General features: G+C 43.5%; 12 protein-coding genes. 7 read left to right on the forward strand and 5 right to left on the reverse strand.

The window, feature by feature from the left end; all coding sequences use genetic code 11:
- Positions 1 to 125: 125 nt before the first annotated feature.
- Positions 126 to 626, forward strand: a complete 501-nt coding sequence (locus tag ACNURT_RS22840; protein ID WP_419699627.1) for a hypothetical protein — start codon at positions 126 to 128, stop codon at positions 624 to 626.
- Positions 627 to 788: 162 nt separating this feature from the next.
- On the forward strand, positions 789 to 1,313 hold the full coding sequence (locus ACNURT_RS22845; RefSeq protein ID WP_419699628.1) for a DinB family protein: 525 nt from the start codon (positions 789 to 791) through the stop codon (positions 1,311 to 1,313).
- A gap of 133 nt (positions 1,314 to 1,446) precedes the next feature.
- On the opposite strand, the gene ACNURT_RS22850 is transcribed toward ACNURT_RS22845, so the two are convergent.
- A complete protein-coding gene (locus tag ACNURT_RS22850) occupies positions 1,447 to 2,289 on the reverse strand; it encodes a 5'-nucleotidase, lipoprotein e(P4) family (protein WP_419699629.1) in 843 nt (280 codons plus the stop codon).
- Between the two features lie 203 nt (positions 2,290 to 2,492).
- The gene (gene msrA / locus ACNURT_RS22855) at positions 2,493 to 3,038 is read right to left on the reverse strand and encodes a peptide-methionine (S)-S-oxide reductase MsrA (protein ID WP_370996232.1); all 546 of its coding nucleotides are present in this window, start codon (positions 3,036 to 3,038) and stop codon (positions 2,493 to 2,495) included.
- 112 nt (positions 3,039 to 3,150) lie between these two features.
- Between msrA and ACNURT_RS22860 the strand changes: the two genes are divergently transcribed.
- Positions 3,151 to 3,546 (forward strand): DoxX family membrane protein, encoded by a 396-nt coding sequence (locus ACNURT_RS22860; protein WP_419699630.1) that lies wholly within the window; start codon positions 3,151 to 3,153, stop codon positions 3,544 to 3,546.
- 153 nt (positions 3,547 to 3,699) lie between these two features.
- Here ACNURT_RS22860 and ACNURT_RS22865 read toward each other — a convergent pair whose 3' ends face one another.
- Together ACNURT_RS22865 and ACNURT_RS22870 are read right to left on the reverse strand one after the other, a co-directional pair.
- On the reverse strand, positions 3,700 to 6,036 hold the full coding sequence (locus ACNURT_RS22865; protein WP_419699631.1) for a M1 family metallopeptidase: 2,337 nt from the start codon (positions 6,034 to 6,036) through the stop codon (positions 3,700 to 3,702).
- Entirely contained in the window at positions 6,033 to 6,623 is a 591-nt protein-coding gene (locus ACNURT_RS22870; protein WP_172337863.1) for a HupE/UreJ family protein, read from the reverse strand. Before ACNURT_RS22870 ends, ACNURT_RS22865 begins: the two co-directional genes overlap by 4 nt.
- Before the next feature lie 68 nt (positions 6,624 to 6,691).
- On the opposite strand from ACNURT_RS22870, the gene ACNURT_RS22875 reads away from it, so the two are divergent.
- The 4 genes from ACNURT_RS22875 (at position 6,692) to ACNURT_RS22890 (ending at position 11,483) form a co-directional block, all read left to right on the forward strand.
- Positions 6,692 to 7,168, forward strand: a complete 477-nt coding sequence (locus ACNURT_RS22875) for a DUF6702 family protein (protein WP_419699632.1) — start codon at positions 6,692 to 6,694, stop codon at positions 7,166 to 7,168.
- A 375-nt stretch (positions 7,169 to 7,543) separates the two neighbouring features.
- Positions 7,544 to 9,970: a beta-galactosidase GalB gene (gene galB, locus ACNURT_RS22880; protein ID WP_419699633.1), complete on the forward strand. Its 2,427-nt coding sequence runs from the start codon at positions 7,544 to 7,546 to the stop codon at positions 9,968 to 9,970.
- Positions 9,971 to 10,171: 201 nt separating this feature from the next.
- Entirely contained in the window at positions 10,172 to 11,038 is an 867-nt protein-coding gene (locus ACNURT_RS22885; RefSeq protein ID WP_419699634.1) for an aldose 1-epimerase family protein, read from the forward strand.
- A 100-nt stretch (positions 11,039 to 11,138) separates the two neighbouring features.
- The gene (locus tag ACNURT_RS22890; protein ID WP_370996226.1) at positions 11,139 to 11,483 is read left to right on the forward strand and encodes a hypothetical protein; all 345 of its coding nucleotides are present in this window, start codon (positions 11,139 to 11,141) and stop codon (positions 11,481 to 11,483) included.
- Between the two features lie 54 nt (positions 11,484 to 11,537).
- Here ACNURT_RS22890 and ACNURT_RS22895 read toward each other — a convergent pair whose 3' ends face one another.
- Positions 11,538 to 12,308 (reverse strand): hypothetical protein, encoded by a 771-nt coding sequence (locus ACNURT_RS22895; protein ID WP_419699635.1) that lies wholly within the window; start codon positions 12,306 to 12,308, stop codon positions 11,538 to 11,540.
- Between the last annotated feature and the right edge of the window lie 313 nt (positions 12,309 to 12,621).

Consider the following 12,621-nt stretch of genomic DNA (forward strand, 5'->3'; position numbering starts at 1 on the left):
TCGCACCATTATGATGATATGGCTTTTTATCAAATCACACAGTGAGTGGTACTGTGATACCATCGCACCACAGACCAAATAACGCATGATCTTTATACCCTTAAACATCAAATTTCAAAAAAAACATGCCCCCTAACCCCAACAAGATATTTACAGAAACACAAAAATATGATGACCCAAGGGTAAGATATAGTGCAATTGCGCTATCTGTATTAGCTATTATCGCTTTCGTTTACTGTATTAACGCTCCTGTACATACGGTTCCCGATGCTGTAGGCATTGGATCCTTCGCGGGGCTGGGCGTGATGTTTGGTGTGGATATAGTTATATTCTTGAGCAGTCTGTTTATAAAAATAGATGAGCAGGGCATCCTGCTGAAAGAAAAACCTTCCAAAACCGAAATACTGTGTCATTGGGAAAATATTGATCAGCTAATTTTTCGCTATTATAAATATGGTGTTTGGGGAGTGAGAAGCAGTAGAAAACAAGGAAAGGCTTTTAATGTAAAAGGAAAAGCCGGCATTCAAATTATCTTCAAGAACGGTCAAAAGCTACAACTCGGGATACAAAATATTGAGGAAGCCAAATTGACAATTGAACATTATTTTAAAGCTGAAAATTCCTGATCATAGCGAACATCGTTGGGCATGGTGATATCAACCAAACGCAGGCTAAACCTTTATCACATACCGCCAAAAAGTGATTTTAACATACAAATCAATAACTTAAGTGGTATCCGGACCGGATTTTATATTTAGCTTTATATAATCAACCAATACCAGATCATCATGAAAAAAATATCATTCCTGTTATTCATGTTAACATTTGCCTGCACTACAGTGTTTGCGCAGTTAACTAAAGACCAGCTTGTTGCCGAATGGACTCGCGCTAAGGCCTATACCAAAGCCTACCTGGATGCCATGCCTGCCGATGGTTACACGTTTAAGGCCACACCGGAAGTTCGCAGCTTTGCCGGCCAGATGCTGCATTTAGCCGACGACAACTACTTTTTTTTAAACAAGGTAAGCGATAAGCCAAGTCCGCTGGGTAAAGGTGTTTCTTTAGAGAAAACAGTAGAGCAAAACAAAGAAGCTACCACTAAAGCGGTTTTAGACAGCTATGACTATGCTATCGGCGCCATACAAGGCATGACGGATTCACAATTCAGTCAGGAAGTAGCCCTGGGTAAGCTAAAAACCACCCGCGGCCTGTTATTGGCCAAAGGATTTGAGCATCAAACCCACCACCGCGGCCAAAGCACCATTTACCTGCGCCTGAAAGGTGTTACGCCTCCGCCCGAAATGTTATTTTAACTAAAACAAGAAAGCGTCGGGAGGCTTACTGCCTCCGACGCTTTCTTGAATAGATTGGCATCCGAACATTTACCGGTTCAACCGAAAGATCTTTTTTGACTTTTTAATTTTGACTTTTGACTTATCATTTCCCTTACCTATCCGCCTTTACCTTAGCACGGATCACAGAATCTTTTTGTGCGGGGCTCAGCTTGTAGTTATACTGGAACAATGCGCCCTCAAAATCGCCGTATGATGGATTTGGGATCACGATATAGCGGCTGCCAAATTCTTTTTGCAGTTTCTGGGTTATGGCTGTACGGCTTTCTTCGGTAGGATGATTATCATACAGCATATCAAAATCGGGCAGGTTATCGCCGCAAAGCAGCAGGATCTCGTGCGTTTTTAATACCTCCTGGCGGCGTTCTTCTTTGCTGGAGTTACCATTCTTTAAAAACAAATGCTCATCGTTGGCATTGGGCAGGGCGTATTTCTGCAAGTTGTACAGCGTAGCGCCGCGTTCGTTCTCGTTGCGGTTGGTGATATAGTAAATGGTGATGCCTTTGGAGGCCGCGTATTTTAAAAACGCGGGTGCGCCGGGCACCGTATCGGCCTGGGCTTTGTCGGTCCATTGTTTCCAGGTTTTATCGCTGTAATCAGCATTTTTCAAGCCCTGAGCGGCATCATACGGACTATTATCCAGCAAGGTTTCATCAATATCGGTTACAATAGCCAGCGGTTTGGTACTTACCTTTTTTACACCTTCGTCAACCCGTTGTTTAGCTATGTTATACGCCTGAAAACACAGAGCCCTGTATTCGGCAGCTCTTTGCTGCCATAAAGAGGCCCATATTTTACCATCATTGGCTACGGAGGTATTACCATTTATAACTGATGCAGTATTGGCTGAGGAAGTAGTTGTTGTAGTTGCTTTTTTTGATGCGCAAGCGCCGAGCACTAAAAGGGCTGGTATTAGATAACAATAGCTTTTTTTCATTTTTTAAGATAGGTGGCTTGTGCAGGGATATAAAAAATGACGTAAGATCCTGAAACAAGTCATCCCTTACATATTTCCTATATGTCATTGCGAGGAGGAACGACGAAGCAATCGCAAACTATGCAAGAGGGCCCTGTATAGCATGAGATTGCCGCGCTATCGCTCGCAATGACATAGTTTATAAATCTTGTGAGCCTTTTAATTTATAATAGTTCGGGCTTAATTTTATCCTTGAACTCTTTGGCAAATTTATTCAGTTTTGGTTGGATCACAAATGCGCAATATGATTTATTAGGATTATCATTAAAATAATTCTGGTGATAATCTTCGGCCGGATAAAACTCACTGGCCGGGGTAATTTCGGTAACTATCGGATCATCAAACACATGCTCATTGGTGAGTGTTTTGATCATGGCTTCTGATGCCTGTTTTTGCTCATCGGTATAATAAAATATGGCCGAGCGGTATTGGGTGCCCACGTCATTACCTTGACGGTTCAAGGTGGTAGGGTTATGCGTTTTGAAAAATACTAACAGTAATTCGTCAAGCGAAATCATGTCGGCATCATATTCCAGGTGTATTACCTCGGCATGGCCGCTGGCGCCTGTACACACTTGCTCGTAAGTGGGGTTTAAAATCTTACCGCCCATGTAACCTGATGTTACCGAGGTTACACCTTTAAGGGATTGAAATACAGCTTCGGTGCACCAAAAGCAACCGTTGCCAAATGTTATTTTTTGAATGTTCATGCTATTTATAAACGAAGTTAATACATGTTTGGTTTATGCTGATAATGTGCTCTTTGAAAATGTCATTTAAATTACTAAATTAGTATTTACACATTCACTAAACCCTAAATTCATGAAAATTGCAGTATTAATTGCCCGCATTTTGCTGGGCCTCATCTTTGTGGTATTTGGTCTTCATTTCTTTTTCCATTTTTCGTTTATGCCGGCCCCAACCGCCATGCCCGAAAAAGCACAAGCCTTTAGCGGCGGACTTTATGGTTCTGGTTATTTTTTCCAATACATGAAAGTTATTGAAATTGCAAGCGGTCTGGCTATACTGTTCAATCGTTATACCGCATTATTTTTGCTGATACTGTTCCCGGTAACGGTAAACATATTTCTCTTCCATGCAATTTTAGTGCCGGCAGGCGTACCGGTTGCAGCAGTCATTATCATCCTGCATCTGTTTTTGGCTTTTGCCTATCGTAAATATTATGCCAGCCTGTTTACTGCTGTGCCAACCATATAAAAAAAGAGTGTTAGGATCTGAATTCTTAGATTGTAGAGACGCATATTTGCGTCTCCCACTAAGCGCAACCGGCCATCATAATTAAACGAAAAGAGACGCAAATATGCGTCTTTACAGATAAAAAGCCCTCCGACAATTCGGAGGGCTTTTTGTTTACTGGCCCTTTTTGGCTTCCTGCATAGGGTTTGGCCCGGCGGTGGCGCCACGTGGTAAGGTTTGCTGTTTAAACAACTCAAATCTTGATGGCTGATATTCGCGCGGCCAGCTGTTATTGCTTTCATCAATGTCGGCGGTTTCGCGGTATGGGTCGAGTTTAATGCCTTTTACTTCTTTGGTTTTGGCAAAAACCTTGGTGATCTTATTCTCATTTTTACGCCAGATATAGGCTGATATTTTTTCAAGCTCCTTGGTGCCGTCGGCATAGGTCCACTCTATAATTAAAGGGGTAACCAGGCCGCCTTTGTTAGTAAAGCTAACTTCGTAAAAGTAGTTCTTACTGTCGTACAGTTTCTTTTCGGCAGGACTGGCTGCGTTATACATGGCTTGATAGCTTTGCGAGGTGGCCGGCGTTGCCGCGAAACGATCCCATTTGCTGTAAAAATCTTGCAAGGAAGTATCAGCCTCAACCGCGAAACGGGTTCCTGCTTCTTTATTACGGGTGGTGCTGATATTTTCGAGGTTACGATCATACTGGGCACGGTCGACAGTACCTTCCACAGCCGGATTTTTGGTATTGAGGCGATAATATTTTACGCTGTCGATTGATACATCAACAGGTTCAGTCCCGTAAAACCATCCGCGCCAGAACCAGTCCAGATCAACCGCCGAGGCATCTTCCATCGTACGGAAAAAATCGGCAGGTGTTGGGTGTTTAAAGGCCCAACGGTGCGCGTAGGTTTTAAAGGCGTAGTCAAACAGTTCGCGGCCCATTACGGTTTCGCGCAATACGTTTAACGCCGTTGCAGGTTTGGCGTAAGCGTTAGGGCCGAACATCACGATGTTCTCCGAGTTGGTCATGATAGGCTCTAACTGATCTTTTGGCAATTTCATGTAATCAACGATCTTATAAGCCGGACCGCGTTGCGATGGATATCTACTATCCCACTCCTGCTCGGCCATGTATTGGCAAAAGGTATTCAGGCCTTCGTCCATCCAGGTCCACTGGCGCTCATCGGAGTTCACGATCATCGGGAAAAAGTTATGCCCTACTTCGTGGATAATTACACCGATCATGCCGTTTTTGGTGGCCTCGCTGTAAGTGCCATCCTTTTCGGCACGACCATAGTTAAAGCAGATCATCGGATATTCCATACCGTTGGAGGCTTCTACAGAAATGGCAACCGGGTAAGGATATGGGAAGGTATGTTTTGAATAAGTTTTCAAAGTATGCGCTACAACCTTGGTGGAGTACTTGCGATAAAGCGGATAAGCCTCAGGACCGTAGTATGACATGGCCATCACCTTTTTACCGCCATCGATCTGGGTGCTCATGGCATCCCAAACTATGCGACGTGAGGATACCCAGGCAAAGTCGCGCACGTTTTCGGCATGAAAGGTCCAGGTTTTGCGTGCTGAAGCGTGGTTTTTCATAGCCTGCTTCACCTCATCCAAAGTAACTATCTCTTGTGGACTTGTTGCCGATTGCGCGGCGTTCCAGCGTTTCAATTGTGCCGCGGTAAGCGTTTGCGCATAGTTGGAGCATTGCCCTGTACCGCCTACAATATGATCGGCCGGCACGTTCATGCTTACCTTAAAATCGCCAAAGGTTAGGGCAAACTCGCCCCGGCCGGTAAACTGTTTGTTTTGCCAGCCCTGAAAATCGCTGTAAACAGCCATACGCGGGTACCATTGGGTCATGGTGTACAGGTAATTACCATCCTCCGGGAAATATTCGTAACCACCGCGACCACCGATTGTTAAACGGTCTGATATGTTATACCACCAGTTAATTTTAAAGCGAAATTTTTGTCCCGGCTGTAAAGTAACAGGCAGCTCAATACGCATCATGGTTTGGTTAATGGTATAGGTTAATGAGTTACCATTAGCATCCTTAACGCTCACAATGTGGTTACCCAGGTCAAGATCATGGCCCATGATGCCCTGCAACTGACGGATGGTCATTTTGCTTTGCATTTTGCTCTCGTCAAACTTAGCGCTTTCGGCATCCTTTTTATGCTCATTCTCGTCCAGCTGCAGCCACAGGTAAGTAAGCGGGTCGGGCGAATTGTTGGTGTAAGTGATGGTTTCGTTACCATCTAAACGCTGCTTGTCATCGTTAAGGGTGGCACTGATCTCGTAGTCGGCCTTTTGCTGCCAGTATTTGGGGCCAGGAGCGCCGGAGGCCGAACGGTATTCGTTTGGCGTAGAGATCATGGTACCCAGTTGCTCAAAGCGGTTACCGTGGTTGGAGCCGGGATTATTATCATACTGCGCCCAGGCAGCTGATGTTAATAGGGTACAGGAAAATAATGCGAAGTAAAATTTATTCATCTGAATTTTATGAGTAAAAAGCGTTCAATGCACATGATAAAAGCAATTCCAAATATAGCCGACGAGAGGAACATTGTCCACTCCCGTTGTGGTGTTTTAGCAAATTTGATGAGTAAATAAGAGATAAGTAACGCAGATATTACAATTAACACCTGCCCAAACTCCAATCCCAGGTTAAAAGCAAACAGCTGCGCCGTAATATTACTGCTGCTACCCAGCAAACTTTTGAGGTAATTGGAGAAACCCATGCCATGTATCAATCCAAAAAAAAGCGCCAGTGTATAGTTGAGGCGCATGGTTGTAGCTGTACGTTTTTTGTTAAATACATTTACCAAACTGGTAAAAACGATGGTTACCGGTATCAGGAACTCAATAAGCGAGGTATTGATATGGATGATATTTAAAACACTTAACGCCAGTGTGATAGAATGACCGATGGTGAATGCCGTAACCAACACCAGTACTTTGCGCCAGTCGGCCAGTAAGTAAGTGCCGCAAAGTACGGTTACAAACAAAATATGGTCGTACCCGGCCCAGTTACAGATATGCTGCCACCCCAGCTCAAAGTATAAAGAAAAATCAGTCATGTAGTCAAATTCGCAATTGCCAATAAAATTAACGTTTTTTGTGTAAAACAAAACCATTTAACGCAATTATGTTGCAATTAATAATCCTCAGCTGGCTTAGCTTCTTCCACCCTTTTTATGTAAGCGTTACCGAAATTAATCATAATGCCCACACGCAGGCGGTTGAGGTAAGTTGCCGCATATTTTATGACGACCTGGAACGTACGCTGGAAAAACAATACCATACCCGTGTGGATATTGTTAAACCTGCCGATAAAACCAAAATGAACCAGTTGTTGAACGATTATATTAAAAAACACCTGGTCATTAAGGCAGATGGCAAAGTACTCGCCTTAAGTTATGTAGGTTACGAAATTCAAGAAGATGCGGCCTGGACCTACTTTGAGGTAAAAGGCATTAATAAGGTAAAGAAATTTGAGGTACATGACGATCTGTTGTTCACCGAGCATCCAGAGCAGATCAATATGCTGCATGTAACCGTAGGCGGCCAACGCAAAAGCACCAAACTGAGCAACCCAGAGAGCGAGGCGGCTTTTGAGTTTTAAACCTCACCCCGGCCCTCTCCAAAAGAGTAATAGCCTATGAAAAGGCAGAAGGCGAAAATTAAGCATCTATCTATCGACTCACCCCGACATCGCTGCGCTCGTCACCCCTCTCTACGACTTCGTCGCAAAGAGGGAACTTTCATCATACTTTTTGTCCACGCGTCATTGCGAGGTACGAAGCAATCCCCTACTTGCAGAGTGAACAAGCAATGTCTGCGTCTTGTCCTAAAGAGATTGCTTCGTACCTCGCAATGACGCGTGGAAAGAGGGATTCCTCAGCAGATCAAATCTTATTTTTTTACATACTTCTTCTCTATTTAGTTATTATTTATAATTTAGTGTCAAAAACACAATTAAAATCCAACTCAAATAATTATGCCTCCTTTAAAATTGTCTTTACTAAAGCATGGTCTGCTTTGTATGGTGATGCTGACCTGCTTAAATACCCTGGCCCAACAAGGCCGGCAAACCATTGATTTTGATAAAGGCTGGCGATTTAATTTAGGCGCTGTTACTGATGGACAGCTACCCGGCTTAAACGATGCCGGCTGGCGCTCATTGAACCTGCCACATGACTGGAGCATTGAAGGAAAATTCAGTAAAGATAACCCGGCCACACCCGAAGGCGGCGCTCTGCCGGGTGGTATAGGCTGGTACCGTAAAACATTTACCGTTCCGGTTTCGTCAAAAAACAAACTGGTTTATATTGATTTCGACGGCGTTTACCAAAAAAGCGACGTTTGGATCAACGGGCACCACCTGGGTTTCAGGCCTAACGGCTATATCTCCTTCAGGTATGAGCTTACACCTTATTTAAATTTCGGCGGTAAAAATGTGATCGCTGTTAAGGTGGATAACTCGGTACAACCCAACTCGCGCTGGTACTCGGGCTCGGGAATTTACCGGAATGTATGGCTGGTGACCACCAATAAAGTAGCTATTGATCATTGGGGAACTTATATCACTACACCAGAAGTAAGTGATGCTTCGGCAAGTGTAAACATAAAAGTCAAAGTAAAAAACCGAGCCGGTAAAAAGGAAGTTTTCACTATAAAAACATCTGTTTATGATGCAACTGGCAAGGTAGTATCTGCAGGTGGTTTTATTCCTTCTAAAACAGAGTTAGAAGATACCGTATTTGAAACCTCTATCAATCTTGGCATTAAAGACCCTCACTTATGGTCGGTTAAGCAACCTTACTTATACAAGGTAGTAACACAGGTGATCAGCGAAAAAACAATAGTTGATACATATACCACCCCACTCGGCATCCGCTATTTTAATTTCGACGTTGATAAAGGTTTTAGCCTGAATGGTAAACCGATGAAGATCCTGGGTGTATGTGATCATCACGACCTCGGTTCATTAGGTGCCGCCATCAACACCCGCGCACTGGAACGCCAACTACAAATTTTAAAGGCGATGGGCTGCAATGGTATCCGTACATCGCACAATCCGCCTGCGCCTGAGCTGCTTGATCTTTGCGATAAAATGGGTTTTATTGTAATGGACGAAGCTTTTGACTGCTGGGACTGGAAAAAGGAAAAATATGATTATCACCTGTTTTTTAAAGAATGGCACAAACGCGACCTGGAAGATCAGATCCTGCGCGACCGTAATCACCCCAGTGTGATGATCTGGAGCATCGGCAACGAGATCCCGCAGCAGCACGATACTTCGGCCTTACGAATTGCTCCTGAACTGACCCGAATAGTGCACAGTCTTGATAAAACCCGGCCTATCACCGCTGCCAATAATAATCCTGATACCAGCAACAAGATCATCAAATCGGGCGCTATTGATCTGGTAGGTTATAACTATCATGAAGGTGAATACGCCAAATTTCATGACAGGTATCCCGGCAAAAAATTTATCGCTACGGAAACTACTTCGGGCCTGGAAACCCGTGGGTATTATGAAATGCCATCAGATAGTATCCGGATCTGGCCAGAGCGCTGGGATAAACCTTTTACCCGGCCCGGCAATAACGTTTCGGCCTATGACAATGTACGACCACCATGGGGTTCAACCCACGAGGCTACCTGGAAAGTGATGAAAAAATATGATTTCCTTTCGGGTATGTTCATCTGGACAGGCTTTGATTACCTTGGCGAACCTACGCCTTACAGCTGGCCATCGCGCAGTTCATACTTTGGTATAGTTGACCTGGCAGGTTTTCCTAAGGATGTTTATTATATGTACCAAAGCGAATGGACCGATAAACCAGTGCTCCACATATTCCCGCACTGGAACTGGGAGCCAGGGAAAACAGTTGACGTTTGGGCCTATTACAACCATGCCGATGAGGTGGAGCTTTTCCTGAATGGTAAATCGCTGGGCATTAAAAAGAAAACCGGCGACGATCTGCACATTATGTGGCGGGTAAAATTTGAGCCAGGCATCTTGAAGGCAATATCGCGCAAGGATGGTAAAGTGGTTTTAACTAAAGAAATCCATACCGCCGGTGCACCTGCAAAAATTGAATTATCTGCCGATCGTAAATCGATTGCAGCCGATGGAAAAGACCTGTCGTTCATCACCGTAAAAATTCTGGACAAGGATGGCTACATTGTACCCAATGCCGACAACCTGGTTAACTTTAAAATTAATGGCGAGGCATTTATAGCCAGCGTTGATAACGGCGACCCGGTTAGTCACGATTCTTTTAAGGTAAATTACCGCAAGGCATTCCATGGACTGGCGCTGGCTATTGTACAGGCCAAAGAAAAGGCCGGTGTTATTAACTTTACGGCAACATCAAATGGGCTGCAAAGCGCGTCGGTAGTGTTAACAACCAAATAGCCTATTATATATTGCAGAGGCCCCTATTGGCGTCTCTGCAATATGATTGCGAAAAAGAAACAGGAAACGGTTTATATTGTTAAGAAGATATAGTCTAAAAATTACGCATTTTTTGTACTGTCCGGTACATCCTAATTCACAAAAATTGCTGTAACTTGCTTGCATATTAGTTAATTTTCTAAAAATAATTGCCGTTAACGTATGACTGTAATAGAAAACGAGTTTCTTAAAGTAGCCATTGATTTGAAAGGCGCGCAGCTCAGTTCATTTTATAATAAACAAACCGGTATTGAGCACCTTTGGCAAGCCGATCCTGCTGTTTGGCCCTGGCATTCGCCTAATCTTTTTCCGATTGTGGGCGGCCTGATTAACAACCAGTTACTGGTTGAAGGAAAAGCTTACGATATGTCGCGGCATGGCTTTGCAAGGCAATCAGAATTTATTTTGCTGGAATCTGACGAGGTATCGGCCAGTTTCTCGCTCCCCTACTGCGAAAAAACACTCCAGGTATATCCATACAAATTTGATTACCAGGTTTTATACACGCTGATAGATAATTCGCTTAGGATAACGCACAAGGTGATCAACCTGGACAAAAAAACCATCTACTTTTCGGTCGGCGCGCATCCCGCCTTCAACATACCTTTTTTTAAGGGCGAAAACTATGAGGATTATTATCTTGAATTTGAAACCGACGAGCATCTGGAAGCCAACATGCTTTCGGCCGATGGCTTTTTTACCGGCGAAACTCACCCGGTTGCTACGCCAGGTAATAAACTCTATCTAACCCGCCACCTGTTTGATGCCGACGCGCTTGTTTTTAAACAGCTCAACTCCCGGATGGTAAGCATCAAAAGTAAAAAGCATGATCAATCCGTTTCGGTAGAATTTCCGCATTATAATTATTTGGGCGTATGGGCCAAACCTGGTGCCGATTTTGTATGTATTGAGCCCTGGCTGGGCTGCGCCGATACGCAGGATCATCACGTAAACATCAATAAAAAAGAGGCTATACAAACGCTGCATACGGGCCATGTTTTTGAAGCCCCCTATTTTATTAGTCTTTAGGCCGGATTTTTGCAGCAAAAAATAAAAAAGCGGTAAAACATTTTCGCTGCTTTTTTATTTAACAATAATTAAACACAACACGCTATTAAAACTAATTAACATGAAAAAGAAAATTTATCTTATCGCCCTTACTATGCTGCTTTCTGTCGCGGCATTTAACAGTTATGCCTCTACTGCTACAGACGGTGCTTTAACCATATTGAGTAAGGAGCAAATAGCCAGTATGACCACTGAGCAAAAACAGGCGCGTATTGAAGAGATCAAAGCCAGGGTGAATGAGATTAAAGCTATGGATAAGTCTGAACTTACCAGGCAGGATAAAAAAGAATTACGTACCGAACTTAAAGGTTTAAAACATGAAGCAAACGCTTTAGGCGGTGGTGGTATCTATTTATCAGTAGGTGCTATTATTATTATTATTTTAGTATTGATCCTGATCCTGTAATCAGCATTACCAAATAAAAGAAGGCCTTCTGATGTATTTGGAAGGCCTTTTTATTTATACCGTTTTTTGAACCGAAAGTTTCTTGAGCTCGTCTTTTGCTTTGGCAAACCAAACCCGGTTGCTTTTCCGCTCCATCGGACTCAAATGAGGTTGCTCTTCCAGCATGTCTGTAAAAATCTGATAAGCATCATTATCCCTACCGGCTCTTGTTAAAAACAAACCATATTCATAGCGCGGCTCGAAATAAGAGTATCGCCCTTTCATGGCTTTAAATTCGTTTTCGGCCTGTACTGTTTGCCCGGTGCGCTCCAACGATTGCGCGTACAAAATATGCGCTTTTGAACGGGTAAACTGGGGCAGGTTATAGAGTTTTTTTGCAATCGGGATCACTTCATCATATCGCTGCTGTTCAAAATAGGCAATGATGAGTTGGGCCAGCACATGTTCATTTTCTGAGAAAGCCCCTGTAAGGCTGGCGTTATACAAGTCAACCGCTTTATCGGTATAGCCTGCAGCCAGGTAGGCATCAGCCAGTTTTACTTTATTGGCAAAGGTATCGGTAAAGCGCAGTTCATCTTCCAGTTTTTTTATCTTGCCCCCTGGATTCAACACGGCCCCAACATCTATTTTAGGAGCCCGTATGACGTTCCTGTTTGAAATTATCTCGCTATAGATATATACAATACAGCCTATAACCGGTATAAATACAATAAGCCAGATCCATCTGTTCAGTGTGCCCCGGCGGGCGCTATGTATGGCACACAGGATCTGCAAACCAATGATAATATAATAATAGGAACCGCCGCCGCCAAAAAACATATTCATTGTAAAAGGATAAGGTGATTTGTATGATCAAAAATAAAAAAACGAAGCGGTAAGTAAATATACTTTCATCAGAAAATCAATATTTTACCTGTTTATTTACTTAATTGGTCTTAAAACGGGTATTGGGAAGAATATGTAATCGATTAAACTCCCTTCTTGAGAGTAATAGCCCATAATTAGGCAGAACAGGCTTTTTTGAGAATATCATGGTGCAGAGCCGACTCACCGGTCTACGCTTCGCTGGACCACCCTCTCTCCGGCTTTGCCGGAAAGAGGGTGGAGAAAAAGAAAATAAAATCCCCTCTATGCGCGA

Origin of the sequence: Mucilaginibacter sp. NFX135, from assembly GCF_048565145.1 — a bacterium.
In the GTDB taxonomy this organism is placed as follows: Bacteria; Bacteroidota; Bacteroidia; order Sphingobacteriales; family Sphingobacteriaceae; genus Mucilaginibacter.